Here is a 25,704-nt window from a genome sequence, read left to right as displayed (position 1 = left end):
CGTTCCCCTCTCAAGGATCCGCGCGGAATCCCTCTCGCCCCCTGGGCGGCTCCGGCGGCATGGAGTCGCCCAGGGACGGGCGCCCCCTTCTCCGCCCCCTTGATCATCCTGACCGAGGGGGCGGGATCGCCTGGTCAGGCAGCAGCCCGGCCAGCGCGGTCCGGATGGCGACCCGGCTCACCCCGTGCGTACGCGCGAGAGCCGCGATCGAGGCGCCCTGTTCCTGGAACGCAGAGAGATTGGTCCGGCCCGTGGGCTTGAGGTCGCGCGCCGGCTGGTCGTGCCGGTGCGGCGATCGGGCCTGGTGCTCGGTCTTGGCCTGGGTGATCGTGGCGGGGAGGTTGATATGCATGCTTCCTCCTTGGGGTGCTAAGCCCTGGTGAGCCAGGTGACCTGGGTGCCGTTGTCGAAGGACTCGCGCCGGGTGGGGGTGAACAGGGTGGGGCTGAACTGTCCGGAGAACATGGGGATGCCCGCGCCCGCCACCACGGGGTAGCTCTTGAGGATGATCTCGTCGATCTCCGGGAGCAGGGAGGCGGCGAGCCTGCCGCCGCCGCAGAGGTAGATGTCCATGCCGGTGTTCTCGGCCTTCAGCCGCCGGACGAGCTCGATCGGGTCGCCGGCCTCCACCTGCACCGTGGGGTCGTCGATCGTCAGCGTGCTGGAGACGACGTACTGGCGCAGGTGGGAGTACGGGCTGGTGGTGGGGACGTCCAGGGCCGGCTCGTAGGTGCCGCGGCCCATCACCAGTGTGTCGAAGACCTTATTGGGCACGCCCTCGAGGCCGACAAGTTTGCGGACGTGGGTGGGGAGCGTCTCGGGGTAACGGTCGTTGATCCAGGCGGCCATCTGGTCCGACACGGGGTAGAAGTCGAACTCGGCGTTGGGGCCGGCGATGTAGCCGTCGAGTGAGGCGGCGATGTAGTAGACAAGCTTTCGCATATCGATCAACTTTCGATGTAGTACTCTGTTTGGAGTGGTCAAAACGTAGTACTACAGACGGAGTGGTGTCAAGTGCGGAGGAATCCCGAGCGGCGGCAGGCGCTGATCGACGCGGCCATCGAGGTGCTGGCCAGGGAAGGAGCGCGGGGGCTGACCTTCCGGGCCGTCGATGCGGAGGCGGCCGTGCCCCCGGGCACGGCCTCCAACTACTTCGCCAACCGCGACGACCTGTTCACCCAGGTCGGCGGGCGCATCTATGAGCGGTTGCTGCCCGACGAGGCCACGATCGCCCGCAGCCGGGAGGGCGTGCAGGACCAAACCCGCTACGCCGAGCTCATGCACGAACTGGTGGATCGGGTCTCCGCCTTCAACTCCGGCTACCTGGCCCTGCTCGAGCTCCGGCTGGAGTCCACTCGGCGCCCTGAGCTGCGCGCCGTGCTGACCAAGCGCATCCGCGAGGACATCGACGCCAACATCGGCTACCACGCCGCCTCGGGTCTGCCCGGCGACTCGACCTCGGTGGTTCTCCTCTACCTCGCTCTGAACTGGCTCATCGTGGAGCGGCTGACACTGCCCGACATCTTCACCGAGCAGGAGATCCACGAGCTGGTGGACGCCGCCGTGCGAAGATCGCTGAATGCCTGACGTGTAAGGCCACCCGGCGATTCTGGGAAACGATCACTCCTCGCGTGGGAAGCGATCTTTGGACGCTCGCGATCTCGAACTGGCTACGGATCAGAAGGTCGGGTTCGAGTACCTCCGGCCGCACACAAGCTCAAAGGCCCGTGAACAGGCGAAATGCCGTCACGGGCCTTGTTGCTTTCTGGGCTAACCGGTCTCTTCCGTCTCTGTGGGAGCCAACCTGGGAGCCAACGGCACAGGTCTGCCCAGTAGAGCCCACGCCCCTGCGCGTGGGATCGTCACCGCCGGGACCTCCGTGACCTGCTCGTATGTTCGGTCTGCGCCTGCGAGATTGCGGCTGAAGGTCAGCGTCCCGGTCTGTGCCCATGCAGCGTCGACACCGACCCGCCACACCGCCGGGCACGCCCCATCGGCCGGGGGCGTGACCTTGATGCCGGGCTCGGCCTCGATCAGCACCTCGGGCACCAGGAGCCCCGCTGTGGTCTCCTGAAGGGCGTTGCACGAGGAGTTCACGATCCGCCGATCGATCCGGTACACCCGCCCGCAGCCGCAGGCCACAAGACTAGGCTTCGGCGATCTTGGCGGACTCCGACGCGGCCCACGTGAAGATGCCCTTGGACATCAGCGAGCTCTCGTGGGCCGCGCGCGTGCCGAAGACCTCGGCGCGCACGCGGTGCACGCCCGCGTCGCCGGGGGCGGCCAGCGCGGCCATCTCGGCCAGGTGGCCGGCCAGGCGCTCGTCCCCCTCGCCCAGCGCCTTCAGCGCCGCGTCGGCCAGCGCGGCGGGTCCGCCCGCGAGCTCGGCCACCGCCGCGGCGAGCACGGCGTCGGGGGCGGGCTTCAGATGAGCCGGGTTGCCGTCGTACCAGCCGCCGTACAGCCGCCAGATGTTGCGCACGACGAACTCGGGCTCGTCGTAGCGGGCCCGCAGGTACGGCCGGTCGGCGTAACGGTCGAGCGGCCTGACGGTGTGCACGATCTCGTCCAGGCGGGCGCCCGCGTTGAGCAGGTCCAGCGTCTGGGTGACCAGGTGTTCCAGCCACTCGGCGGTCTCCAGCAGCGCCTGCCTGACCCGGTCCGCGCCGAAGACGGGCGCGCCGTGGCTGGGCAGCATGATCTCGGCGTCCAGCGCGGCCATCCTGCGCAGCGCGTGCACCCACTCACGGGGATAGCGCTGCACCTTCTGCGGGTTGCCGCAGTTGGGCGTCACCCAGATGAACAGGTCGCCGGGCAGCAGCAGCCGATGTTCGGGGACGTGGCCGACGGTCGCGTCGTCGGTCTCGCCCTTGGCGTGGAACAGCTCGAAGGTCAGCCCGCCCCTGCGCACGGTGAGGGAGTCGCGGTAGGTCACGTCGGGGTAGCGGTAGTCGCTCGGCCAGCGCAGGTTCGGCGCCTGGAACTGGCGCTGGTTGATGACCGCGTTGTAGCCGTTGGTGAGGATGTAGCGGTCGAAGCGGGCGCCGACCGCCTCATGGGCGTAGACCGTGGCTCTGCGGCCCTCCTCCTCGAAGGGGCCCAGGCCGTACACGTGGTCGAAGTGGCCGTGGGAGAAGAAGGCCGTCGTCAGCGGCGCGCCGCTCCACGCGCGCACGTCCTGGTGCATCCGGGCGGCGGAGTAGCCGCTGCTGGTGTCGAAGAGCACCAGCTCGCCCTCGGTCTCGAAGGCGATCACGTTGCCGAACCCGGGCCACCAGCCGAGTCCGTCGGCGATCGGCTGGACGCCCTTGCCGTCCATGCCGTTGTCGACGATGCTGTCAGCCTCTTCGCCGCGCCAGACGCGGTCCGCGTACTCCTCAATCATGGAAGCAGCCTCACAGTAGAACAAGGTTCTAGGCAAGGGTCACGGTGTGACATCTCAAGGTCACAGCTGCGTCTCAAGGACTTGACCGAGGTCGCGGGCCCTCCGTACGTTCAGGCGAACGTTTAGGAAACTTTCCTAATTGATCCTTCATGAGGAGAGCCCCCATGACCAACCCGGGAGAGATCACCAGGCGCCAGATGCTGCGCCGGATCGGCCTGACCGCTCTCGTCGCCGGCCCCGGCGCGGGCCTCCTCAGCGCCTGCGCCACCGGCGGCGGAGCCGAGCCCGCGGCCTCGGCCAGCGCCAGCGCCTCGATCTCCAGCCTCGTCTCGGCCGCCAATCCGCTCGGCGTCGACGCCAAGAAGCCGCTCGAGGTCGTCATCTTCAGCGGCGGACTCGGCGACGCCTATGCCACCGGCGTCCACCAGCCGCTCTACACCAAGGCCCACGCGGGCGTGCAGATCAAGCACGTCGGCACCCAGAACATCGGCACCCAGCTGCGTCCCCGCTTCCTCAGCGGCGACGTGCCCGACGTGGTCAACAACTCGGGCCCCGAGGCGCTCGACCTGGCCGCCCTGGCCGCCGAGGGTCACCTCGCCGACCTCACCCCGCTGTGGGACGCGCCCTCCGTCGACGACCCCGGCAAGAAGGTCCGCGACACCATCACCCCCGCCGCCCTCGAGAACGCCAAGCTCAACGGCCAGGACCTCGTCCTCAACTACATCGTGTCGCACCGCGCCCTCTGGTACGACTCGAAGTTCTTCGCCGACAAGGGCTGGACCCTCCCGGCCACCTGGGAGGAGTTCAAGGCGCTCGGCGAGACCGCGAAGAAGGAGGGCATCGCCCTCTTCGCCTTCCCTGGTCAGAAGGGCCCGTACTACCAGCTCTGGAACATGCTCTACACCGCCGCGAAGATCGGCGGCAACCAGGTCATCATCGACATCGACAACCTCGTCGACAACGCCTGGAAGTCCGAGGCGGTCAAGGCCTCCGTGACCGCGTGGCTCGAGGTGCAGACCGCCTTCGGCGACAAGTCCTACCTCGGCCTCGACCACACCCAGACCCAGATCAAGCACCTGCAGCACAAGGTGCTGTTCTACCCCTGCGGCTCCTGGCTCGAGAACGAGATGGTCAAGGACAAGCCCAAGGACTTCGAGTACGCCATCGCGCCCATCCCCAGCGTCACCGCCGCCGACAAGATGCCCTACGGCGCCATCCAGGTCGGCGTCGGCGAGAACTTCATCGTCGCCGCCAAGGGCAAGAACCCGCAGGGCGGCCTGGCGTACCTGCGCCTCATGCTCTCCAAGGAGGGCGCGAAGGGCTTTACGGAGAAGACCAAGAACCTCACCGTCGTCAACGGCGCGGCCGAGGGCCTCGACCTGACCCCCGGCCTGGTCAGCGCCGCCAAGGCGCAGGACGCCGCCGGCCAGAACATCATCACCGACGCGCGCTTCGAAGGCTGGTACAAGGAGCTGTTCGACTACGCCTGGCAGCAGCAGAACACGCTGATGGCCGGCCGCATGACCGTCGAGGAGTACCTGGACAAGGTCCAGAAGAAGGCCGACGACATCAAGGCCGACTCCTCGATCGCGAAGCAGACGAGGAACGCCTAGTTCGATGGAGCGAACCCGACGCAGTGAGCGGAGTGGGCCCGTGAGGGACGAGCGGGTCCGCGTAGCGAATGAGGAGTGGTGAGCGACCGGTGAGCACAGAGCGGTTGCGCAAGTACGGGTTCGTCGCCGGGTTCCTCGTCGTCCCGCTGACGCTCTATCTGGTCTTCGTCATCAGCCCCTACATCCAGGCGTTCCAGCTGGCGCTGACGAGCTGGAACGGGTACCAGCGGAACCCGACGTACGTCGGCCTGGCCAACTTCGGCAAGCTCTTCGATGACGAGGTCTTCTGGCAGGCGATACGCAACCACGCGGTGATCCTGCTCGTGCTGCCGCTCCTGACCATCGCGTTCGCGCTGTTCTTCGCCTTCCTGCTCAACCTGGGCGGCGGATCGCGCGGCGCGGGCATGCGGGGCGTCTGGGGCTCCACCTTCTACAAGGTGGTCTTCTTCGCCCCCCAGGTGCTCGCCGTCGCCGTCGTCGGCGTGCTGTGGAAGGCCATCTTCCGGCCCGACGAGAGCGGCGTCGTCAACGGCGCGCTGATCAAGATGGGGCTCGACCCCGTCGGCTGGCTCACCGAGCCGAGCCTGGCGCTGTGGTCGCTGCTCGCCGTGATGATCTGGCAGGCGGTCGGCTTCTACGTGGTGCTGTTCTCCGCGGGCATGGCCGCCATCCCCAGGGACTACTTCGAGGCCGCCGCGCTCGACGGCGCGGGCCGCTTCCGGCTGTTCTTCTCCATCACGCTGCCGTTGCTGCGCGACACGATCCAGGTCGGCTGGGTCTATCTCGGCATCGCCGCCTTCGACTGCTTCGCCCTGATCCAGGTGCTGTCGGTGGACGCGGGCGGCCCCGACGGCGCCACCACCGTGCTGCCGGTCGAGATCTACAAGACCGCCTTCTCCTACAACAAGGTCGGTTACGCCTCGGCGATGGGCGTCGCCCTGTTCTTCCTGACCATCACCTTCGCGGTGCTGACCCTGCGCGTCTCCAGGCGCGAGAAGATCGAGCTCTGACATGCGGAACAAGCCCAAGCCCAGCGTTTTCAGCGGCCTTTCGCATCTGGCCCTCGTCATCTGGGCCCTGCTGATCATTCTGCCCCTGCTCTGGACGTTCCTGGCCGCCTTCAAGAACAACACCGAGATCTTCGGCGACGCGCTCCAGCTGCCGGCCGAGGTGCGCTGGGAGAACTGGGCGCGCGCCTGGGACAAGGCCCACGTCGGCACGTACATGATCAACACGGTCGTCGTCGTCTTTTTCGGGACGGCCGGCACCATGCTGTTCGGCTCCATGGCCGCCTACGTGCTGGCCCGCTACACCTTCCCCGGCCAGCGCCTGATCTACCTGCTGTTCGTGGCGGGCATGGCCTTCCCCGTCTTCCTGGCCATCGGCCCGCTGTTTTTCGTCGTCAAGCAGTTCGGCCTGCTCGACTCGCACGTCGGCCTGGTCATCGTCTACATCGCCTACTCGCTGCCGTTCACCGTCTTCTTCCTGGCGGCGTTCTTCCGCACGCTGCCCGAGGCGGTGGCGGAGGCGGCGAAGATCGACGGCGCCTCCCACACCCGGACGTTCTTCCAGGTCATGCTGCCGATGGCCAAGCCCGGCATCATCAGCATCACGATCTTCAACGTGCTCGGGCAGTGGAACCAGTACCTGCTGCCGCTCGCGCTCGTGCCGGGAGACAAGGAGAAGTGGGTCATCACGCAGGGCATCGCCGACATCTCCACGATCGCCGGCTACGAGGCGGACTGGCCCGCGCTCTTCGCCGCCCTGAACCTGGCGATCATCCCCGTGCTGGTCGTCTACATCATCTTCCAGCGGCAGATCCAGTCCGGGCTCGGAGCGGGCGCCCTGAAGTAACGTGGGCCGCATGAGCGAATGGAAGAAGGAAGGCGAGGAGATCCGCCGCACCATCACCGCGCCGGACTTTCCCACGGCCATCCGCATCGTGGACGAGATCGCGGTCAAGGCGGAGGAGCTCAACCACCATCCGGACATCGACATCCGCTGGCGGACGCTTCACCTCACCCTGACCACCCACGACGCCGGTGGTCTCACCGACCTCGACTACCAGCTGGCGGCCATCATCGACGAGATAGCGGGTAAACACGGGGTGTGAACGGCTGATTACTCACTAGAGTGGACGGCCTGTCGCCACCTCTGGGGAGTTCCCTGATGCGCCTGCCTGCCCTGCTGCTCGCACTCCTGGCCGCCGCGCCGACAGCCGTGGCCTGCGCGCCGAGCGTCGCCGGTGGTCCCACGCCGAACGGGGTGCGGATCTCCGGCGGCGGCGAGTTCGCCGCCTCCGGCGCCGTCATCGTCTACGACCGCAAGCTGGCGCCCGAGGGCGCGCAGGCCAGCGCCACCGTCGAGTCGGTGGCGGGCCAGACGCGCTCCTCGCTGGTCGCCGAGGGCCTGCTGCCCAACCGGTCGTACGGCGTGCACCTGCACGTCAACCCCTGCGGCGCCAAGCCCGACGACGCGGGGCCGCACTACCAGCACGCGCACTCCCACGCCGACGCGACCAACGAGGTCTGGCTCGACCTGAAGACCGACGCGACGGGCGCGGGCACGTCCTCGGCCCGGCACGCCTGGACACTCCACGGCGAGCGCCTGCCTCGCTCCCTGGTGATCCACGCCGAGCCCACCGCGCCCGACGGCACGGCGGGCTCCCGCGTCGCCTGCCTCACGCTGCGCTAGGAAGCCCTTCGCCCGCGATCCCGCGGGGTCAGTGGCCCGCGGGGACGCTGCCGAAGCGGCCCGACTGGTAGTCCTCGAAGGCCTGCACCAGCTCCGCCCTCGTGTTCATCACGAAGGGCCCGTAGTGCGCCACCGGCTCGCCGATCGGCCGGCCGCCCAGGACGATCACCTCCAGCGTCTCCCGCGGACGGGCCGCGATCCGCAGCCACTCCCCGTCGGTCGTCAGCCCCGGCCTGGCGCCGAAGCCGTCGTAGACCGCCAGCTGCCCGCTCTCGATCGGCTGCCGGTCGGCGCCGACCGTGCCGCGGCCGGCCAGGACGTACGCCAGGGCGTTGAAGTCCGTGCGCCACGGGAGCGCGAGCTGCGCGCCCGGGCTGACCGTGGCGTGCAGCAGCGTGATCGGGGTGTGCGTGCTGCCGGGGCCGAGGTGCCCCGCGACGTCACCGGCGATGAGGCGCACCAGCGCACCGCCGTCGTGGCTGCTCAGCAGGACGACGTTGGCACGCCCGATGTCCTGATACTTCGGGGCCATCATCTTGTCCTTGCCCGGCAGGTTGACCCACAGCTGGATGCCGTGGAACAGGCCGCCCTTCTGGACCAGCCACTCGGGCGGGGCCTCCTTGTGCAGGATGCCGCTACCGGCCGTCATCCACTGGGTGTCGCCGTCGGTGATCGTGCCGCCGCCGCCGTGGGAATCGGTGTGGTCGATGACGCCGTCGATCATGTAGGTGACGGTCTCGAAGCCGCGATGGGGGTGCCAGGGGGTGCCCTTGGGCTCGCCCGGCGCGTAGTCGACCGCGCCCATCTGGTCCATCATCACGAACGGGTCGAGGTAGGACGGCTTGATCGTGGCCAGGGCCTTGCGGACGGGGAAGCCCTCGCCCTCGAAGCCGCTGGGCGCGCTGGCGACCGTGAGCACCCTGCGCTCAGGCACGGTGCCGTCGGACTGCGGCAGGCGGGGCAGGGTCAGCGGGTTCTCTACGGTTACGGCGGGCATGTCGGGCTCCTTCCCTGGAGGACTCGTCCGCTGCAACCAAGTTTATATTTCAACTATTCCGCGCCGAAGATCTCAGGGGGAGGTGCGGGCGCGAGAACGGCGTCGCCCTGGTGGATCGGAGGGGCGCCAGCCACGAAGTTGGTCAGGGCTTCGCCGTGCACGCAGCGGGCCTGGGTGAGGCCGCCCGCGGCGCGGCGGGTGAGCAGGTCGACGGGCAGCTCGGACGGCGAGGCGGCGACGATCAGGTTGCCGAACCTCCTGCCGCGCATGATGCCGGGATCGGCCAGCAGCGCGACGTGCTTGAACGTCCCGCGGACGGTGGCCACCAGCCGCCTGGCGAAGGCCAGCCCCTTGCCGTCGGCCAGGTTGATCAGCAGCGTGCCCGTGGCGCGCAGCACCCGGGCGATGTCGGCCATGTATTCGGCGGTGGCCAGCTCGACGGGCATCGTCGCGCCGGAGAAGGCGTCGAGCACGAACAGGTCGGTGGAGTCGTCCCAGATGCCGGCGGTGGCCTCGAGGCCGCCCTGGAGGCGCACCTTGAGCTTGGGCACCGAGCGGAGGTCGAGCTGGGAGCGCACGAGCTCGACCAGCGCCGCGTCGGGCTCGACGACGATGTGCCTGGAGCCCGGCCTGGTGGCGGCGATGTAGCGGGGGATGGTGCAGGCGCCGCCGCCGATGTGCACGCAGTTCAGCGGGCCGTCCGGCAGGACGTCGATCACGTCGGCCATGAGTCGCACATACTCAAAATCCAGATATGTCGGATCTTCCAGATCCACGTACGACTGCGGTACACCATCCTTGGACAGCATCCATCCGTGCTGCCGGTCAAGATCCCTCAGCAGCTCGACTTCGCCGAAGGTCACCGGATAGCGGCCGGGCATCGGCTCCCGCGCTCCACGTGTCACGTCCGGCTTCCTTTCTGGTAAGACGAGGTGGAACTTGTTCCTGGGAGAACCGTATGCGTAGGCGAAGGCTGGTTGGACTCCTTGTCGCCCTTGTCGTGGTGGCGGGGGCGGGCGCGTTCGCCTTCGTGGCGGCCTCGGGGGTGAGCGGGAGCGCCGGGGCGACGGCCGGCGCCTACTTCGCCGCATGGCAGCGCAGCGACATCGCCTCGATGGAGCGGCTGGTGGCCGATCCGCCCCAGGACTTCGCCGACCAGCACCTCGACTTCGCCGAGCAGTTCAAGGTGAACGCGCTGACCCTGCGGGCGGGCGCGCTCAAGGTGACCGGCGAGGAGACGGCGGAGCTGCCGTTCACCGGCGTCAGGCAGCTGACCGGCATGGGGCCGTGGGGGTTCTCCGGGACGTTGCGGCTGGCCGTCCATGAGGGGGCCTGGAAGGTGCTCTGGGGCCCTGAGACGCTGCACCCCGCGCTGAAGGACGGCGGCGCCCTCACGCTGGACGAGGTCGAGGTCTCGGGGATCGAACTGGTCACCAGGTCGGGGGCGAAATTACCGCACGACAACGCCGCCGAGCCGTACCTCGACGAGCTCAAGGAGCGGCTCGGCGAGGTGAACACCGGCTGGGCGATCAGAGCCGCCGCGTCCGGCGGGAAGGAAAAGACGCTGGTCGTCTTCCAGCCGCCGCCCGGCAAGCAGGTGCGTGTCACGCTGTCGCGGCCGGTGCAGGCGGCCGCGGCCAGGGCGCTGGACGGGGTTCCGAGAGAGGCGGCGATCGTCGCGATCAAGGCGAGCACCGGCGAGATTCTGGCCGTGGCCGACCGGATGGGGCAGATGGCGGCCTTCGTCAGGTTCTTTCCGCCGGGCTCGACGTTCAAGGTGGTCACGGCGGCGGGCCTGGTGCGGGCCGGGCTGTCCGCCTCCAGCGGCGTGGCCTGCCCACCGTCCTACACGATCCCGAACGGCAGGACCTTCGAGAACGCCGACGACAGCGTGACGGCCTCGACGCTGGGCGGCGCCTTCGCGGTGTCCTGCAACACGACCTTCGCCGAGCAGGCGGTCACCAGGCTCGGCGCGACGCGCCTGGACGAGGTGGCCAAGGAGTGGGGCTTCGGCAGGCGGGTGCTGCCCACAGGGGTGGGCGGGCTGTGCGGGGCCATCGAGCCGACCGCCAACCCCGACATGGTGGGAGAGAACGCGATTGGCCAGGGCTCGGTCAGGGCCTCGCCGCTGTGCATGGCCACGCTCGCCGCCGCCGTCGGCAGCGGCACCTGGCGCGCGCCCAGGTTCGTCACCGCGAAGGCGGCCAGGAAGCTCGACGGAGCCCCGCCCGCCGAGATCGCGCTCGACCAGCACATGGCGGGCGAGCTGCGGACGATGATGCGGCAGGTCGTCGCCGACGGCACCGCCAAGGGCGCGGGGCTCGGCGCCGACGTGGCGGGCAAGACGGGAACGGCCGAGGTCGGCGACGGCCCGCCACACGCCTGGTTCGTCGGCTACCGGGGCGACCTGGCATTCTGCGTCTTCGTCAAGCACGGGGGATCCGGCGCGAAAGTGGCGCTTCCCATAGCCGCCCGCTTCCTCGGCGCGCTGTAACCTACGCTACCGTAGGTTACATGACGAGTGTCGCCACCTTCACCAAGCCGCGGCTCCGCGGCTGGCTGCACACCGGAGCCCTGCCCGTCGCCCTCGTCGCCGGATTCGTCCTGGTCGCCCTGGGTCCGACCACGCAGGCCCGGCTCGCCTCCGCCGTCTACGCGATCACCTCCGGCCTGCTCTTCGGCATCTCGGCGACCTACCACCGGGGCACGCTGGGCCCGCGCCTGGCAGAGGTGCTGCGCAGGTTCGACCACGCCAACATCTATCTGATCATCGCGGGCACCTACACGCCCTTCGCGCTGCTCGCGCTCGACGGGTGGCCCACGATCGCGGTGCTCTGCGTGACCTGGGGCGGCGCGCTGGCGGGCGTGCTGTTCAGAGTGTTCTGGATGGCGGCGCCGCGCTGGCTCTACACCGTGCTGTACCTGGCGCTCGGCTGGACCGCGATCTTCGTGATGCCGCAGCTGCTGCGGGGCGCGGGCATCGTCGCGGTGACGCTGGTGGCCGTCGGCGGCGTCCTCTACAGTGCGGGCGCGATCGTGTACGGCCTGCGCAGGCCCGACCCCTCGCCCCGCTGGTTCGGCTTCCACGAGGTCTTCCACGCCTTCACCGTCGCCGCCTACCTCGTGCAGTACATCGCGGTCTCGATCGTGGTCTACTCCCATGTGTGAACCTCGGGCATGAGCAGTACGTCTCCGTGACGACCTACCGCAGGGACGGCACGCCGGTGGCCACGCCCGTGTGGGTGGCGCAGGACGGCGCGGCCGTCGTGATCTGGACCGTCGCCACCTCCGGCAAGATCAAGCGCATCCGCGCCAACCCCGAGGTGACGGTCGCCCCCTGCGACCTGCGCGGCAACGTGAGGGGAGAGCCGGTCAAGGGCCGCGCGGAGATCCTGTCCGCGGCGCAGACCGCGAAGGTCCGTGCGCTGCTGCGCCGGAAGTACGGCCTGCAGGGCAGGCTGGTGCTGCTCGGCAGCCGCCTGCGCAGGGGAGCGACCGGGACGGTCGGCGTGCGGATCACCGACATTTGACCCTGGACAGGGCTGCCCGCGCCATGATTGCGGATAGCAGACCGTTATGGAGCAATTGGCGAGCACCTGGTGGCTCATCCTCATCCGGGGAATCTGCGCGGTCATCTTCGGCATCCTCGCGATCGTGTGGCCCGGCATCACCCTGTGGGTCCTCGTCATCTTCTTCGGTGCCTACGCCATCGTCAGCGGCATCTTCTCCCTGGGCGCCGCCTTCCGCCATGACACCGGCTCCAAGGCGTGGCTCATCATCTCCGGCGTGCTCGGCATCCTGGCGGGAATCGTGGCCTTCGTCTGGCCGGGCATCACGACGCTCGCCCTGCTCTACGTCATCGCCTTCTGGGCGATCTTCACGGGGGTCGCTGAGATCTTCGCGGGGATCCGGCTGCGCAAGGTCATCGACAACGAGTGGATGCTGATCATCGGCGGTCTCCTCTCGGTGGTCTTCGGCATCCTGCTGCTCATCTGGCCCGCCCCCGGCGCCCTCGCCCTGACCTGGCTGATCGGGGTCTTCGCCGTCATCTACGGCATCGCGATCATCGTGCTGTCGGTCGAGATGAAGAAGCTCGCGTGAATCAGCGATTCTGGCGAAAAGTATTTACATATGCGCCGAGTTCGGGGGAACGTATGTCGTGATCCGGCTCGAGGGGGAGAGGATATGGACGTACTCGAAAGGCTCGCCCGCCACCTGCTCGTCGATGGCTACCGGCTGGTGCTCGATCTCGACCGCAGCCAGGGCTCCTGGCTGGTCGACGCCCGCACCGGCCGCCGCTACCTGGACTTCTACACCTTCTTCGCCTCCGCCCCGCTGGGCGTGAACCCGCCACTCGACCCGGAGCCGCTCGGCAGGGTCGCGCTGAACAAGCCCGCCAACCCCGACATGTACACCGAGCAGCTGGCCGACTTCGTCGAGACCTTCACCCGCGTCCTCGGTGATCCCGCCCTGCCGCACCTGTTCTTCGTCGAGGGCGGCGCGCTCGCGGTGGAGAACGCGCTCAAGACGGCCTTCGACTGGAAGAGCCGCCGCAACGAGGCCGCGGGCCGCTCCGGCGCGCTCGGCACCCGTGTCATGCACCTCACCAGGGCCTTCCACGGCCGCTCCGGTTACACGCTCTCGCTGACCAACACCGAGCCGCTCAAGACCGAGCGCTTCCCCGCCTTCGACTGGCCGCGCATCGAGGTGCCCGCGATCCACTTCGGCGACGTGGAGGCCGCGGAGGAACGCGCGCTCGCCCAGGCCAGGGCCGCGTTCGAACGGCATCCGCACGACATCGCCTGCTTCATCGCCGAGCCGATCCAGGGCGAGGGCGGCGACAACCACATGCGTGCCGAGTTCCTGCGGGCGATGCAGGACCTGTGCCACGAGCACGACGCGCTGTTCGTGCTGGACGAGGTGCAGACGGGCGGCGGCACCACCGGCACGCCATGGGCCTACCAGCAGCTCGGCCTCGCCCCCGACATCGTGGCCTTCGCCAAGAAGGTGCAGGTCGGCGGCATCATGGCGGGGCGCCGCGTCGATCTCGTCCCCGACAACGTCTTCGAGGTCAGCGGCCGCATCAACTCCACGTGGGGTGGCGGGCTGGTCGACATGGTCCGCTCGACCGGCCTGATGGAGATCATCGAACGCGACGCGCTCATCCCGCGCGTCGCCAGGGCGGGCGTCCGGCTGCTCGAGGGCCTGGCCAAGATCCAGGCCGAACGGCCCGAACTGGTCTCCAACGTGCGGGGCCGGGGCTTCATGTGCGCCTTCGACCTGCCCGACGGCGTGCGGCGGACCGCGCTGATCACCAGGCTGCGGGAGGAGGAGGACGTGCTCGTGCTGCCGTGCGGCCAGCGCTCGGTCCGCCTGCGTCCCGCGCTCAACATCGAGGACGCCGACCTAGAGCTCGGCCTGGCGGCGCTGTCACGCGCCCTCTCGCGCCCGCTGTGAGGCGCGCGCCCGCCTGCCGCCCCTTCGGTCCGTACGGCAGGCGGGCGCAGGACGAATTGACGATCAGGAGTCGCGGTTGAGCCAGAGGCCGATCGCGGTCATGCGACAGTCGGCGCCCAGCTTGGCGTAGATCCGGTTGACGTGGTTCTTGACTGTCTTCTCGCTGAGAAACAGCCGTTGTGCTATCTCGCCGTTGGACTGACCGGTCGCGATCAGGTCCATCACCTCGGCCTCACGCTTGCTCAGGCGTGCGGCGTCGTCGACTCTCATCCGGCCTCCGGGACAGCGAAGTCGGTCAGATCGCCGATTGGCCCCCGTGCTTCCGGCGTAAGCGGTTGACAGCGAGCATAACTCGCATTGTCCGGATTTGGGGCCAAAGTCACCAGAGAAAAGCGAAAGACCGGTCCTGAGGACCGGCCCTTAGTCATGGGGTGAGTGAGGGCATGTGACGCCGGCGCTTATTCGAACGAGTCATCGATCCTGGAGGCAGGTCGGCGCGCTAGACGAGTAAGTCCTAAGTCGGGTTAGTGGTCATAGGCGATCAGTGACCGGGTGACGGGCTGGCCGGTAGCGCGGTTGTGCCAGATAGCGGCGGTCAACGCCAAGATGCGCTGGGCGATGCGCGCGCCGACCCCCTCAGGGCTGCGTCCGCCGTGGAGTTCCAGGTCGAGTTGGCCTTTGAGGGTGTCGTTGACCGATTCGATGAGCTGGCGGATGGGTTTGAGGAGCTGCTCGCCCGGGCGGGGTGTGCGGTTGCGGTAGGACGGCCGCAGCAGCCGCACGCCCCGTTCGGCCAGGTAGTGGTCCAGTTCGGCCGAGACGTAGCCCTTGTCGGCGATGATCAGCAGCCCGGGTCGGGTGGCGAGCAGATGCGGGTCGTGGTCCAAGACGGCCATCAGCACCTGCCGTTCGTCGATCTTCGGGGTGGCCAGGGCCCAGCTGATCGGCAGTCCGGCCGGGGTGCAGACCAGGTGCAGCCGCAGACCCCAAAACCAGCGGGAGTGGGAGCGGCAGTAGCCGTAGCCGGCCCAGCCGGCCAGGTCCGAGCGCTGCGTGGTGGGGCGGGAGCGGCCGCATTCGACCGGGGTGGAGTCGACCACCCAGACCGGGTCGGCCCACAGATCGGTGTCGAGGGCCAGGGCCCGGATGGCGCGCTGGAGCAGGGGCAGGGCCGCGCGGAGCCGTTTGTTGTAGCCGGATTGGCCGGGCAGGTAGGGGAAGGCGCCGGGCAGGTGCCGGGGGACGAACCGCAGCCAGCGGGCCTCGGAGCCGATCCCGAGCAGGACTTGGGCGACCGCTAAGGTCAGCAGTTCGGCGTCGGTCAGCTTGGGTGGGCGGCCGAGGCGGGGCGCTTTGCCGAGCCAGTCGTCGATCTTCACGTACAGTGCGGTGAGAAGGGTGTTGAGGTCTGTCGTCACAAACGGATCATCAACACCCTTCGTCGTTCCCGCAGCCGAAACGACTTAGGACTTACTCGTCTAGTCCAGCAAGGCTCGGGGGTACCTCGGTCGAGGCGCGCTCGCGGGCGTGTTGCCGGGCCGCCCATCGCTCGGGGGACCTCTCAGGAGCGTCTCCAGCGTCTCGCGGCTCGGCCAGCCGTTGGTGAATATGTCCGACAGTGTCGAGCGCGGCAGCGGCTTGTTGCCGGTCGCCTCGTTCAGTCAGGGGTAGGAGCGGTCGGCGCTGCGCGTTCGGCGCGGCGGCCAGGTCTGCCCGTGGTGTGCACATCCTCAGGGCTCGGCACCTGAGCGGGCGGCTGCTCCACATCGGGCAGTGGCGGCGCATTAGTGGAGCGATGCGGCGAAATTCGCCGGCCCGTCGTCAGATTATCGCCCGATTTCTGATGATAATTCCGCCTATTTCCATCTCGCGGGGCTTCCGCGCGATGCCGGGGATGCTCCAATTAGTCAATTCGGCACCAGTATGGGGTCAGCGTCCCGCCGACGCTCTCTTGCGTCCGCGTTTCCCGCAGCCCAAGAGCGGCCAAACAAACAGCGGTCCCTTATCGAGTGCAGGTAAGGAATGTTTCGTCATACACAAATTCTCTGGTTCTGGGTTTTGGGGAAGGGGCCGTGGGACTACCGAAAGAATACTGACCTTTGGTTCGGGGAGGACGGGACTCTGCTTGAAAGCCGGCGACGAATAGCACATTATGATTGCCGAGCGCTTTGGTGCTCTGCCAGAAACAACTGACGGCAGCGGTAATCCGCAGGCCATCTCAACGGAGGACACAATCATGCTTCGTCGCATTTTCATCGGTGCAGCGATCGCCAGCACCGTCTTCGCCGGCTCGAGCGCCGCTTTCGCGGACTACACCAAGCCGGAGAAGGACGACCACCGCCGGTGCGACAGGACCAACACCGCCGCGGCCGGTATCCTCGGTGGCATCCTGCTTCCCATCCTGAACGACAACCAGATCAACATCCTCGCGCTGGGCAACGAGATCAACCACTGCACCAACGACTAGTCTCGCTGCTCGTTGGACGCGAAATTGTTCTGACACTTATCCGTCCCAATGAAATGAATTGCAATCCCCCTCCTGGCGCAGTTCTTTCGGGTGTCAGTTGGGCGGTCCGCTTCTCCAGAGCGGGCCGCCCATCGCGCTCAGCATGGCACGAGGCTGGATGCGCCGTTCAGAACGGCACGCGCCTGGGCCGGACCCAGGCGTTTCAGGAGATGACGATCATCGCTGGAGTGATTCACCGTCACCTGAAACGGTATGTCGGCGTGTCCGTCCCGCTCGGGATCTCCGGTTATCCGGTAGCGTCCTCGGACGTCGTCGGAGCCATCCCAGCGGGGCGGACCGCTCCCATGTATCCGCGCCTGTCCAGCGGCGCCTAGGTCACGAACCCCCCCGTGGACGGCGCGTGCACGATCCGCTCCCCGTCGACGCGGCGATGCCACGTGCTCGGGTCCCGGTGACACGAAATTGCTGTCATAGAAGACGAGATCTCCCGGTTGCACCTGCCCCTCAGGGACCGGCCATCTCTTTCGCCACTGATCGCGCGCTGTGCGTTCGATGCGCACCCCGGCCTGTGCCCACGCGTATTGTATGAGTCCCGAGCAGTCGAAGCCGACTGTCATGGCGCCGCGCCCTATTCCGAAACTCGGGCCGTTCGCTCCGCCGCCGCACCATGAACAAGGTGTTCCGAGCGTTTCCAGCGCGGCATTCACCGCCCGGTTGCCGGCGTTCTCGCTCCCGTACCCCCCTTCCCATGGAGCCGAAAAGCAAGACGGCGGCCAGCGCCAGTCTTTTCCTGGTCATCGGTTCGCCACGCGATCCTTCGCCGGAAAAAATTTTACCCCGCAACCCTCACATGCGACACGCGGGGCGTTTGTCGCCAGCAGGCGGATAATTGTCAAGTGAATGCGCGTTTCAGTATCGGTTTGGCGTTCACGGGAGACCGCGGCGACGCGTTCCTGGCCGCTGGAAAGCTACTGGTTGACGTTTCCAGAGATACTCGAGGCTCGTAACGAATGACCATGCAATCGAGCAGGCGGATACGTTATTTTTTTCCTTGTCCACCGAAGGGACGGCAGCCTTGCCCGTTTGAACTCAACGGGCAAGGCTCCTGTCCCGTCACCGCCTCTCCGGAGGACGCGACAGCCGACGCGGGTCTCGTGTCAGTCGAGCGGGGTGTCGCCCACGGACTCGAAGACGTGCAGGCGGCCCGGCCGGCTCGTCGACGGGAGATCCTGTTGGCGCCGAGGTCACCATCGCCGCCTTGAGCAGCGCTCCCGTTGTCAGCTCGTGCGGCGGGCCCGCCGCGGCGTGGCCGGCACGTCGAAGTCGAAGATCTTGAGTCCTGCTCGACGAGTGAGGCGAGGCGGCCGCGAGAGCCGTCCGGCGAGGTTGTCGAGGTCGGCCCGCTTCCACCTCAGGACACCCGGTCACGCAGAAGGCCCGATCACCGGAGTGATCGGGCCTTCTGGTCTGACATCTCACCTGGGGTGAGTGAGGGGACTTGAACCCCCGACATCCAGGACCACAACCTGGCGCTCTGCCAACTGAGCTACACCCACCATGCTCGTGCCGCCGCAGCAGCACATGGAAAAGTGTAGCGGTCTTCGAGACCTTTTGCGCCACTCAGATATACGACACACCGTCCGCGAGTGTCCTGGCGGTGGCCGAGTCGGGTCCCGGCTGCGGCACGAACACGGTGGCGCGGTAGTAACGCAGCTCGCGGACGCTCTCGGTGATGTCCGCCAGAGCCCGGTGCCCGCCCTGCTTCTCGGGCGCGGCGAAGTAGACGCGCGGGTACCAGCGGCGCACGAGTTCCTTGATAGAGGAGACGTCGATCATCCGGTAGTGCAGGTAGGCGTCCACGGCCGGCATGTCGCGGGAGATGAACGTGCGGTCGGTGCCGATGGAGTTGCCGCACAGCGGCGCCCGCTTCGGCTCGGGGATGTGGCCGCGGATGTAGTCGAGCACGAGCGACTCGGCCTCCGCGAGCGTCACCCCCTCGCCCAGCTCGGGCAGCAGCCCCGAAGCCGTGTGCATCTCGCGCACCACCTCCGACATCTGCTCCAACGCCTCGGACGGGGGCTTGATGACCACGTCGACGCCCTCGTCCAGCTGCCGCAGCTCGCTGTCGGTGACGACACAGGCGACCTCGATGAGCGCGTCGCGCCCCAGGTCGAGCCCGGTCATCTCGCAGTCGATCCAGACCAGCAAGTCACTCATACGATCAATCTCCTCGCCCAGCGGCTCGGAGCTACCCGCCGCTCGCTCATTAGCCCCAGCCTAGTGCCCTGGTCAGGACAGCTTGAGAGACTTCACCACCTGAGTGACGAGACCGGTATCCAGGTTGTCGGGGACCGAAGCGTACAGCAGCGCGGGCCGCTTGCCCTCGCCCCTGTCGACGACCACGATCGCGCCCCGCTCCTTCTTCCACTGGTAGCCGTTCTTCTCCGACTCGGCGGTGAAGTCCATCTCGTACTCCAGCAGCCAGCCCTTGTGCCCGTCCACCGTGATGGCCTTGTCCTGGAGGATCTTCCGCTCGTGCTTGATGGGGTAGAAGCGGGCGAAGTCGATGAAGACGGTGCCGACGGTGCCGCGCAGGCCCTGCGTGCCCTCGTAGGGGTAGATCGGGTTGAGCTCGCCCGAGTAGATGCTGCCGTTCCAGTCGCTCTCGCCGTCGTACTTCTCGTGCGAGACGGCCTGCATCCCCGCCGACCACTGCTGGACGTTGGGGTCGGGGGCGTTGATCTCGGCAGACGGGGGCACCTTCCACGGGTCGCCGGGGGCCGCGTAGGACAGGCCGGTCTTGGGGTCGGTGATGCGCCCACCCGAGACCGCGGGCAGCTCGGCGCCGGGGTCCTGCGGCGTCGGCGTGGCCGACTCGCTCGGGGACTCGCTCGGCGAGGGGGTGGGCTCGCTCGGACTGGTGCTCGGAACCGGCTCGGGAGTCGGCTGGGCCGTCGTCCCGCCAGACCTGTTGATCATGAAGACGGCCGCGGCCACGACCAGCGCGAGCACGAGGACCGAGCCGATCCCGCCGAGCACCCACGGCAGCGCGCCGCCGCCTGACTTGGGCGGCGGCCCGAAGTCGGGCCTGGGCATCTGCGCGGTTCCGCCGCCCCACGGCTGCCCGCCGTACTGCTGGGTGGGAGCCGGCTGCTGCCACCCGCCGCTCTGCGGGGCCTGGCCCTGCGCCCACCCGCCGCCCTGCGTGGAGTGCGGCTGTCCCTGTTCGTGGGACGGCCGCGCGGGAGCGGCGTTCGCCCCGTGGTACGGCGTGCTCCCCACCACGGGCCCGTGCGGCTGGTGCGGGGACCCCGCCGGTGGAGGCCCCGCCTGGGGAGACGCCGCCTGCGGAGACGCCGCCTGGGGAGACGCTGCCGATGGAGGTCCCTGCCGCGGTGCGGCGGCCTGCTGGGCGCCTGACTGCTGCTGCTCCATCGGGTGTGTGGCGTCGGTCCACTGGCCCCCGTCCCACCACCGCAGCTGCGGCGAGCCGTAGGGGTCGGGGTACCAGCCTGCGGGGGTCTGCGTGGTCATGGCCGTCAGACTAATAACAACCGCTTTGTTGTGGGTAGATCAGCACTTATAGGTGAATGTCGCTTTATCCTCGATCTTCTCCCCCTCGGGGACGGGCGACACGATCCGCAGGCGCGCCGTGAGCTTGGCCGTCGCCTCCCCCTTCACCGTCCATCTCAGCTGCACGGTGTGGGTGGTCGTGCCCGACGGCACGGTCTCGGTCTGCTCGATGGGCTCCTTCCTGTCACTGCGCAGCCATTGGAAGGTGACCCTGCCCGCCTCGCCGTTCGTGACCAGGCTGCCGGTGATCGTCGCCGTCTTGCGGCAGCCCAGCGTCTTGGGCGCGCTCACCGTTGCCTCCCGCACCACCAGGCCGGTCGTGGAGCGCACCGAGAACCACGCCAGCACCGCGCCCGCGACGACCAGCGCGAACACCGCGGCGGAGACGATGGTCCTGCGGCGCCTGGCCCTGGCGGCCCGCTTCGCGCGCATGCCGTACGCGGAGGGGGCCGCGGGCCCGGCGCCCTCCCGCCAGATCTTCTCCGCGGTGGTCTGGCCGCGGGTGGCGGCCGGGGTGACGCCGGGACCGACGTGCACGGGCTCCCGCGTGGGTTCGGGGGCTCTCAGCATCGTGACGATGTCGCCCTCGTCCCTGTCCGGCGGGCCGGCGCTCCCGGGAGAGGCGGGCGACGACCACCGGCGGGCGCTCTCGGCGAGCAGATCGCGGCTGATGAGCCCGCCCGGCAGCGCGTCACGCCCCGCCAGCAGTCCGTCCCTGGCCGCGGGAAGGCCGTGGGTGGTGGCGGTGGCCGCCGCGCGCTCGAACAGCTCGGCCGCGCCCTGCGCGCCCGAGGCCCAGGTGGCGGCCAGCCCCCTGGCCAGCGCGGCCCAGGCGGCGACGTCGCGTTCAGGCGCCGGGGGTAATCCCCTGATCGCGTCAGCCAGCCCGCGCTCGCCCAGCAGCGTGGCCCCGTCCCCGGCGATCAGCACGGTGCCGGGGTGGAAGGAGCCGTGCGCCACGCCCGCCGCGTGCAGGGCGGCGAGCGTCTGGGCGCTCTCCACCAGCACCGCCGCCGCGCTGGCCGGATCCATCGCGGGCGCGCTCAGCAGCTCCGACAGCGTGGGCGAGACCGCGTGGGCGGCCAGCAGCCACACCTCTTCCCCCGCCATCACCAGGTCGGCGATCGGCACCAACCCCGCCATGCCGCCTTCGGCCAGCCTGCGGTCGACGACCACGGCCTGCACGAGGCGGTCGCGCGCGCCCGGCGTGAGCAGCAGGTCGGGATCGAACCGCAGGGCGCCCGCCCCACGGCCGTCTGGGCCCGTCGCCTCCACCCACGTGCCCAGCTCGCTCGCCCTGGCCCGCTCGGAGAGCAGGAAACCGGCGATCATGCTCATGCGTCCCCCGGTCGCTCGCCCCCGTCAGCTCTTTCTCCTGTGCCGCCCCGCGACGCGGCGTTTCACCGCCAGTGTGACCGGAACCGCGCCCGACGTCACGAGCCCGAGCGCGAGCAGCGCGGCGGGCGCCTGCGCGAGCACGTCAGCCGGGCTCTCGGTGACCCTCGCTCCTTCGGTGTCGGTCTCCCGTGGCGTCTCGGTGTCGGGACTCTCGGTGTCGGAGGTCGGACTCGCGCTGGCGCTGCTCGACGCCGTCGACGGCGGGGGAGGAGGGGGCGCGGCCGAGGTCGTCGCGGGCTCCGACGGCGTGCGGGACGGCGAGGCCGGCGGATCGTTGTCCGCCCTGCCGCGCAACGACTCGTCAGGCGTGGGCGTCGGCGACGGCGTCCTGGTCGCCTTCGGACGCGGCGGCCGGGGCGATGCCTTGATCGGCCGCTTCGACGGGCTGGGAGTGGGCGTGGCGGTGGTCGGCGACACGGCGGCCACCGACGGTGTCGGCGCCGTGGTGGTGGCCGTGGTGGTGGCCGTGGGCGTCGTCTCGGCGGACGGCTCCTCCTGCGTCGGCTCCGCCGAGACGGACTCCGACGGGGAGGGCGCCTCGATCAGCGACGTCGGGGCGCTCGGGGTCAAGGGCGAGGTCTGCGCCCGCAGCGCGGGATCGTCGTCGCCCGAGGTGAGCAGCACGGTGGTGACCGTGCCGATCACCGCCACCAGCCCGATGCCGACCAGCGTCTTCATGCCCAGCCTGGCCAGCAGGCTCCGCGGCTCGGCGAACTCCGTCTCGGCCAGCGACGTGCCGGTGTCGGCCGGCTCCTCCGGCGCCCCGGGGAAGAGCACGAGCAGCAGCCCGGCCAGCCGCGCCAGGCGCCGCCTGCCCCGCTCCTCCCAGTCGAGACCATAGGCCCGCGCCGCCACGCTCTCCAGCTCGGAGAGGAAGGCCTCGGCCGAGGGCGGTCGCTCCACCGGATGCTTGGACAGGCCCCGCTCGACGAGCGGCTGCAACGCCTCCGGCACCTCCTCGATCGGCGGCGGCGTGGCGTGGTGCTGCCTGGCCAGCGCGGGGACCGTGGTGGCGCGGAAGGGCCGCATGCCGGTGAGGCACTCGAAGAACACGATCGTCGCGGCGTAGACGTCGCCCGCGGGCGAGGCGGGGCCGCCCGACCACTGCTCAGGGGCCATGTAGGCGGGAGTGCCCGCGGCGTTGACGCCCTCGCCCTGCCGCACCGCGATGCCGAAGTCGACCAGCTTGCTGCTGCCGTCGCCCTGGACCATCACGTTCTCGGGCTTGAAGTCGCGGTGGACCACGCCGATCGCGTGCGCCGCCGCCAGCCCCTGCAGGGAGCCCTTGAGCACGGCCAGCGCGGCCTCGGGACCCGTCGGCCCCTCGGAGTCGATCAGGGCGCGCAGCGTGACGCCGCTGATCAGCTCCATGATGATCGCCGTGCCCTGGCCGTCCTCGACGTACCCGATCAGGCGGACGTTGTGCGGGCTGCGCATGCTGCCCAGCAGCCGCGCCTCGTGCCGGAACCTGGCCACGAAGCCGACGTCGTCGCGCAGCCGGTCGGACAGGTACTTGATCGCGACCTCGACGCCGTCGTGATCGCGTCGAGCCAGGACCACCCGCCCTGAGGCTCCGGTGCCCAGCTCACGTATCTCGGTATAACCGGGGACCCCCCACCGGTCCATCAGACCACCTCGGATCTATCTGGGCCCCCACCCACATCAGACGGAGCGTAGCTTACTAATGAGAAACGTGCGGTGGGAACCGCCGAAAGGCGGTGGGACAAGGTCATATGTTCGGATGCGGTCCATTACGCACGTTTCTCATTAGTAACGGTCCAGACCAAGATCAGGGTTGATATTTTCGGTATCTTGCTGTGAATCGTCCGGTTTTGGACTCTCGGTCTCGACCTGCGGCCGGCAGGCGGGGGTCGTGCCGCCGCCGGAGTCGCTCCCGTTGGCCGCCGAGGGGGCGGTCGCGACCGTCACGCCCCAGGCCGATCCGCACGGCGCCTTGGCGAACGTGAAGGCGACCGTCCTGGTGTAGGCGGTCTGTCCCGACAGGTCGAGCGACTCGGTGTGCTGGACGCGTCCGGCGAGGGTGTAGGTCACGCTGAGCCGTACCGGCTGGGTGGTCGTGGTCGCGACGGTCACGATGGCGGTCGCCCGACCGCGGGCGTCGAGCGAGGCGCGGGCGATGGAGACCCGCCGCACCGCGGCCTCGCACGGCACCCCGGTCCTGGCGGTGGCCTGCCTGCCGCCGGCCCTGACGGTCACCGTCACCGTCCTCCCGCACGGACGCTGGGCGAAGGTGTGGGTGACGTCCCTGGTGTAGCTGTCACGGCCGGACAGCGAGGCGGACGTGGTGGCCACCCGCTCCCCGTCGAGCGCGACGAAGGCCCGCATCCCGACCTGGCCCGTGCCGCTGGTCGCCACGAAGACCCGTGCCGTCACGGCCCTGCCTGGCGCCTTGGCCAGGTCGAGCGAGACGCGCAGGCCCGTCACCCGCGTGGGGCACGCGGGGACGGCCGCGCTGACGCTCTTCGCGCCGCCGGGGGCGGCCGGCGAGGTGGACACCGTGAGCGTGACGGTCCTGCCGCACGCCCGCTCGCCGAGGCCGTGGCTGAAGGAGCGGGTGTAGGACACGGCGCCGCGCACCCGGCTGGTGGCGGTGCGCACGACCTCGCCGTCGACCGCGAAGCGGGCCGTCACCGTGACGGCGTCCGTGCCGGTGGTGCGGAGGGAGACGGTCGCGGCGGCCACGGCGTCGGCGCCGACGGTGAGCCCGCCGACGTCCAGCGCCGACACCGCGGTCGGCGGCCTGGGCGACGGCGTCGGCGTGACCGTCGGAGGCTTCGTGGTGGGAGGCTTCGTGGTGGGAGGCGCGGTTGTGGGAGGCGCGGTGGTGGGCGGCTTCGCGGTAGGGGGCGGGACGGTCGGGGTGGTCGCGGGCCCTGGCGGTAAGGTCGTCGCCCCGCCGGGCTCTCCGCCGGGTTCCGTGCCGCCTCGGCCGCCAGCCTCGGCGCTCTCGGAGGGCACCGAGGCGGGGCTGGGCAGCTCGGGCGTGAGGGACGGCGCCGCCGCCACCGCGTCGACCGTCGTCGCGGGCGGCGGCTCGGCACTGGCCAGCACGTACACCGCGGCCCCCGCCGCGGCGACCGTCGCCGTGGTGCCCATCAGCAGCCGCCTGCCGTTGCGCCGCGCGGCGTCGAAGACCGTGCGGAAGAACGTGGAGCCCGCGGCGGGCGGCGGCGGCTCGGGCAGCGGCAGCAGGAACGCCAGCAGGCCGACGAGCGCGGCCAGCCGCCGCCTGCCCCGCTCCTCCCACTCCTCCCCGTAGGCCGCCACCGCGGCCGCCTCCACCTCGGCCACGAACGCCGCCGCGCTCGGCGGACGCTCGGCGGGATCCTTGGCCAGCCCGCGCCCGATCAGCTCCCGCATCTCCTCCGGGGCGTCATGGATCGGGACGGGCGCGTACAGGTGCTGGTAGCCGAGCACGTGCGACTCGGTCGAGCGGTAGGGCCGGTGTCCCGTCAGGCACTCGAAGAAGACGACCGTGGCCGCGTAGACGTCGGTCGCGGGGGAGGCGGGCCGGCCCGACCACAGCTCGGGCGCCATGTAGGGCGGGGTGCCCGTGGCCCGCGTGGCCGTGCCGTGCCGGACGGCGATGCCGAAGTCGACGAGCTTGCTGATCCCGTCGTCCCTGACGATCACGTTCTCCGGCTTGTAGTCGCGGTGCACCAGATGCGCGATGTGCGCCCGCTCCAGGCCGAGCAGCGACCCCTTGAGCACGACGAGCGCCGCCTCGGGGCCCGTCGTGCCGTTCTCGCGCAGCAGCGCCCGCAGGGAGACGCCGTTGACCAGCTCCATGACGATCGCGGCGCCCTCGGGCTCCTGGACGTACTCCCACATCCTGGCGATATGCGGGTCCACCAGCGTGGTCAGGAGCTCCGCCTCCGCCCGGAAGGCGGCCAGCGCCCCCGGCTCGTGCCGTACGCGCTCGGAGAGGTACTTGATCGCGACGTCGGCGCCCGTGTCGTCGTGCACGGCGAGGACGACCCTGCCGCTGCCGCCCGAGCCGAGCTGGCGCACCTCGGTGTAGCCGGGGACGCTCCATGCCATGGCGCTCTCCCATCAGGAGTGTGGCCCACCTGATGAGACGACTGAACGGGCGCCCTGG

25 protein-coding genes and 1 tRNA gene are annotated in these 25,704 nt (G+C 69.5%); 12 read left to right on the top strand and 14 right to left on the bottom strand.

Features of this window, described 5'->3' with window-relative positions; genetic code table 11:
- Positions 1-103 precede the first annotated feature (103 nt).
- Together H4W81_RS47650 and H4W81_RS27390 are read right to left on the bottom strand one after the other, a co-directional pair.
- Positions 104-352, bottom strand: coding sequence for a hypothetical protein (locus H4W81_RS47650; protein ID WP_225958816.1), 249 nt, complete (start codon positions 350-352; stop codon positions 104-106).
- A gap of 17 nt (positions 353-369) precedes the next feature.
- Complete coding sequence (locus H4W81_RS27390; protein WP_192777450.1) at positions 370-942, bottom strand: dihydrofolate reductase family protein; 573 nt, start codon at positions 940-942, stop codon at positions 370-372.
- A 72-nt stretch (positions 943-1,014) separates the two neighbouring features.
- Here H4W81_RS27390 and H4W81_RS27385 point away from each other — a divergent pair, with 72 nt between their 5' ends.
- Positions 1,015-1,587, top strand: a complete 573-nt coding sequence (locus H4W81_RS27385) for a TetR/AcrR family transcriptional regulator (RefSeq protein WP_192777449.1) — start codon at positions 1,015-1,017, stop codon at positions 1,585-1,587.
- Between the two features lie 559 nt (positions 1,588-2,146).
- Here the strand turns inward: H4W81_RS27385 and H4W81_RS27380 are convergent.
- The gene (locus tag H4W81_RS27380; RefSeq protein WP_192777448.1) at positions 2,147-3,385 is read right to left on the bottom strand and encodes an alkyl sulfatase dimerization domain-containing protein; all 1,239 of its coding nucleotides are present in this window, start codon (positions 3,383-3,385) and stop codon (positions 2,147-2,149) included.
- Positions 3,386-3,549: 164 nt separating this feature from the next.
- Between H4W81_RS27380 and ngcE the strand changes: the two genes are divergently transcribed.
- The 5 genes from ngcE (at position 3,550) to H4W81_RS27355 (ending at position 7,692) form a co-directional block, all read left to right on the top strand.
- A complete protein-coding gene (gene ngcE / locus H4W81_RS27375; protein ID WP_192777447.1) occupies positions 3,550-4,998 on the top strand; it encodes an N-acetylglucosamine/diacetylchitobiose ABC transporter substrate-binding protein in 1,449 nt (482 codons plus the stop codon).
- 89 nt (positions 4,999-5,087) lie between these two features.
- Positions 5,088-6,008 carry a carbohydrate ABC transporter permease gene (locus H4W81_RS27370; RefSeq protein WP_318781994.1) on the top strand — a complete coding sequence of 307 codons (921 nt, stop codon included), beginning with the start codon at positions 5,088-5,090 and terminating at the stop codon, positions 6,006-6,008.
- 1 nt (position 6,009) lies between these two features.
- Entirely contained in the window at positions 6,010-6,852 is an 843-nt protein-coding gene (locus H4W81_RS27365) for a carbohydrate ABC transporter permease (RefSeq protein ID WP_192777445.1), read from the top strand.
- A 10-nt stretch (positions 6,853-6,862) separates the two neighbouring features.
- Entirely contained in the window at positions 6,863-7,111 is a 249-nt protein-coding gene (locus H4W81_RS27360) for a 4a-hydroxytetrahydrobiopterin dehydratase (protein ID WP_192777444.1), read from the top strand.
- A 56-nt stretch (positions 7,112-7,167) separates the two neighbouring features.
- Positions 7,168-7,692, top strand: a complete 525-nt coding sequence (locus tag H4W81_RS27355) for a superoxide dismutase family protein (protein WP_192777443.1) — start codon at positions 7,168-7,170, stop codon at positions 7,690-7,692.
- A 28-nt stretch (positions 7,693-7,720) separates the two neighbouring features.
- Here H4W81_RS27355 and H4W81_RS27350 read toward each other — a convergent pair whose 3' ends face one another.
- Together H4W81_RS27350 and H4W81_RS27345 are read right to left on the bottom strand one after the other, a co-directional pair.
- Positions 7,721-8,689: a pirin family protein gene (locus H4W81_RS27350; RefSeq protein WP_192777442.1), complete on the bottom strand. Its 969-nt coding sequence runs from the start codon at positions 8,687-8,689 to the stop codon at positions 7,721-7,723.
- Positions 8,690-8,742: 53 nt separating this feature from the next.
- Positions 8,743-9,594, bottom strand: coding sequence for a spermidine synthase (locus tag H4W81_RS27345; RefSeq protein WP_318781993.1), 852 nt, complete (start codon positions 9,592-9,594; stop codon positions 8,743-8,745).
- A 53-nt stretch (positions 9,595-9,647) separates the two neighbouring features.
- Between H4W81_RS27345 and H4W81_RS27340 the strand changes: the two genes are divergently transcribed.
- The 5 genes from H4W81_RS27340 (at position 9,648) to lat (ending at position 14,146) form a co-directional block, all read left to right on the top strand.
- The gene (locus H4W81_RS27340) at positions 9,648-11,183 is read left to right on the top strand and encodes a penicillin-binding transpeptidase domain-containing protein (RefSeq protein ID WP_192777441.1); all 1,536 of its coding nucleotides are present in this window, start codon (positions 9,648-9,650) and stop codon (positions 11,181-11,183) included.
- 20 nt (positions 11,184-11,203) lie between these two features.
- Entirely contained in the window at positions 11,204-11,857 is a 654-nt protein-coding gene (gene trhA / locus H4W81_RS27335; protein WP_192777440.1) for a PAQR family membrane homeostasis protein TrhA, read from the top strand.
- Entirely contained in the window at positions 11,854-12,219 is a 366-nt protein-coding gene (locus H4W81_RS27330; protein ID WP_192777439.1) for a PPOX class F420-dependent oxidoreductase, read from the top strand. The genes trhA and H4W81_RS27330 overlap by 4 nt, the downstream gene beginning before the upstream one ends.
- A 46-nt stretch (positions 12,220-12,265) precedes the next feature.
- Positions 12,266-12,790 (top strand): HdeD family acid-resistance protein, encoded by a 525-nt coding sequence (locus H4W81_RS27325; RefSeq protein WP_192777438.1) that lies wholly within the window; start codon positions 12,266-12,268, stop codon positions 12,788-12,790.
- An 84-nt stretch (positions 12,791-12,874) separates the two neighbouring features.
- The gene (gene lat, locus H4W81_RS27320; RefSeq protein ID WP_192777437.1) at positions 12,875-14,146 is read left to right on the top strand and encodes an L-lysine 6-transaminase; all 1,272 of its coding nucleotides are present in this window, start codon (positions 12,875-12,877) and stop codon (positions 14,144-14,146) included.
- A 63-nt stretch (positions 14,147-14,209) separates the two neighbouring features.
- On the opposite strand, the gene H4W81_RS27315 is transcribed toward lat, so the two are convergent.
- Positions 14,210-14,416, bottom strand: a complete 207-nt coding sequence (locus H4W81_RS27315; RefSeq protein WP_192777436.1) for a helix-turn-helix domain-containing protein — start codon at positions 14,414-14,416, stop codon at positions 14,210-14,212.
- A gap of 254 nt (positions 14,417-14,670) precedes the next feature.
- Positions 14,671-15,564: an IS982 family transposase gene (locus tag H4W81_RS27310; RefSeq protein WP_192773486.1), complete on the bottom strand. Its 894-nt coding sequence runs from the start codon at positions 15,562-15,564 to the stop codon at positions 14,671-14,673.
- Positions 15,565-16,298: 734 nt separating this feature from the next.
- Between H4W81_RS27310 and H4W81_RS27305 the strand changes: the two genes are divergently transcribed.
- The gene (locus H4W81_RS27305) at positions 16,299-16,613 is read left to right on the top strand and encodes a hypothetical protein (protein WP_192777435.1); all 315 of its coding nucleotides are present in this window, start codon (positions 16,299-16,301) and stop codon (positions 16,611-16,613) included.
- A gap of 137 nt (positions 16,614-16,750) precedes the next feature.
- On the opposite strand, the gene H4W81_RS27300 is transcribed toward H4W81_RS27305, so the two are convergent.
- The 7 genes from H4W81_RS27300 to H4W81_RS27270 form a co-directional block, all read right to left on the bottom strand.
- The gene (locus tag H4W81_RS27300; RefSeq protein WP_318781992.1) at positions 16,751-17,320 is read right to left on the bottom strand and encodes a C40 family peptidase; all 570 of its coding nucleotides are present in this window, start codon (positions 17,318-17,320) and stop codon (positions 16,751-16,753) included.
- Between the two features lie 773 nt (positions 17,321-18,093).
- A tRNA-His gene (locus tag H4W81_RS27295) sits at positions 18,094-18,169 on the bottom strand.
- Positions 18,170-18,233: 64 nt separating this feature from the next.
- Complete coding sequence (gene orn / locus H4W81_RS27290) at positions 18,234-18,830, bottom strand: oligoribonuclease (protein ID WP_192777433.1); 597 nt, start codon at positions 18,828-18,830, stop codon at positions 18,234-18,236.
- Between the two features lie 72 nt (positions 18,831-18,902).
- Positions 18,903-20,147 carry a DUF2510 domain-containing protein gene (locus tag H4W81_RS27285; RefSeq protein WP_192777432.1) on the bottom strand — a complete coding sequence of 415 codons (1,245 nt, stop codon included), beginning with the start codon at positions 20,145-20,147 and terminating at the stop codon, positions 18,903-18,905.
- A gap of 39 nt (positions 20,148-20,186) precedes the next feature.
- Complete coding sequence (locus H4W81_RS27280; protein WP_192777431.1) at positions 20,187-21,524, bottom strand: protein kinase family protein; 1,338 nt, start codon at positions 21,522-21,524, stop codon at positions 20,187-20,189.
- A gap of 24 nt (positions 21,525-21,548) precedes the next feature.
- Positions 21,549-23,210: a serine/threonine-protein kinase gene (locus tag H4W81_RS27275; RefSeq protein WP_192777430.1), complete on the bottom strand. Its 1,662-nt coding sequence runs from the start codon at positions 23,208-23,210 to the stop codon at positions 21,549-21,551.
- Between the two features lie 141 nt (positions 23,211-23,351).
- Complete coding sequence (locus tag H4W81_RS27270) at positions 23,352-25,646, bottom strand: serine/threonine-protein kinase (protein ID WP_192777429.1); 2,295 nt, start codon at positions 25,644-25,646, stop codon at positions 23,352-23,354.
- Positions 25,647-25,704: the final 58 nt, after the last annotated feature.

Origin of the sequence: Nonomuraea africana (assembly GCF_014873535.1) — a bacterium.
In the GTDB taxonomy this organism is placed as follows: Bacteria; Actinomycetota; Actinomycetes; order Streptosporangiales; family Streptosporangiaceae; genus Nonomuraea; species Nonomuraea africana.
This window is presented reverse-complemented; position numbering and strand designations above follow the sequence as displayed.

Bases quoted from the DNA above. Each gene is read 5' to 3' on its own strand.
- H4W81_RS47650 (WP_225958816.1), bottom strand. From the start codon at position 352: ATGCATATCAACCTCCCCGCCACGATCACCCAGGCCAAGACCGAGCAC.
- H4W81_RS27390 (WP_192777450.1), bottom strand. From the start codon at position 942: ATGCGAAAGCTTGTCTACTACATCGCCGCCTCACTCGACGGCTACATC.
- H4W81_RS27380 (WP_192777448.1), bottom strand. From the start codon at position 3,385: ATGATTGAGGAGTACGCGGACCGCGTCTGGCGCGGCGAAGAGGCTGAC.
- ngcE (WP_192777447.1), top strand. From the start codon at position 3,550: ATGACCAACCCGGGAGAGATCACCAGGCGCCAGATGCTGCGCCGGATC.
- H4W81_RS27365 (WP_192777445.1), top strand. From the start codon at position 6,010: ATGCGGAACAAGCCCAAGCCCAGCGTTTTCAGCGGCCTTTCGCATCTG.
- H4W81_RS27360 (WP_192777444.1), top strand. From the start codon at position 6,863: ATGAGCGAATGGAAGAAGGAAGGCGAGGAGATCCGCCGCACCATCACC.
- H4W81_RS27355 (WP_192777443.1), top strand. From the start codon at position 7,168: ATGCGCCTGCCTGCCCTGCTGCTCGCACTCCTGGCCGCCGCGCCGACA.
- H4W81_RS27350 (WP_192777442.1), bottom strand. From the start codon at position 8,689: ATGCCCGCCGTAACCGTAGAGAACCCGCTGACCCTGCCCCGCCTGCCG.
- H4W81_RS27340 (WP_192777441.1), top strand. From the start codon at position 9,648: ATGCGTAGGCGAAGGCTGGTTGGACTCCTTGTCGCCCTTGTCGTGGTG.
- trhA (WP_192777440.1), top strand. From the start codon at position 11,204: ATGACGAGTGTCGCCACCTTCACCAAGCCGCGGCTCCGCGGCTGGCTG.
- H4W81_RS27325 (WP_192777438.1), top strand. From the start codon at position 12,266: ATGGAGCAATTGGCGAGCACCTGGTGGCTCATCCTCATCCGGGGAATC.
- lat (WP_192777437.1), top strand. From the start codon at position 12,875: ATGGACGTACTCGAAAGGCTCGCCCGCCACCTGCTCGTCGATGGCTAC.
- H4W81_RS27315 (WP_192777436.1), bottom strand. From the start codon at position 14,416: ATGAGAGTCGACGACGCCGCACGCCTGAGCAAGCGTGAGGCCGAGGTG.
- H4W81_RS27305 (WP_192777435.1), top strand. From the start codon at position 16,299: ATGATTGCCGAGCGCTTTGGTGCTCTGCCAGAAACAACTGACGGCAGC.
- orn (WP_192777433.1), bottom strand. From the start codon at position 18,830: ATGAGTGACTTGCTGGTCTGGATCGACTGCGAGATGACCGGGCTCGAC.
- H4W81_RS27285 (WP_192777432.1), bottom strand. From the start codon at position 20,147: ATGACCACGCAGACCCCCGCAGGCTGGTACCCCGACCCCTACGGCTCG.
- H4W81_RS27280 (WP_192777431.1), bottom strand. From the start codon at position 21,524: ATGAGCATGATCGCCGGTTTCCTGCTCTCCGAGCGGGCCAGGGCGAGC.
- H4W81_RS27275 (WP_192777430.1), bottom strand. From the start codon at position 23,210: ATGGACCGGTGGGGGGTCCCCGGTTATACCGAGATACGTGAGCTGGGC.
- H4W81_RS27270 (WP_192777429.1), bottom strand. From the start codon at position 25,646: ATGGCATGGAGCGTCCCCGGCTACACCGAGGTGCGCCAGCTCGGCTCG.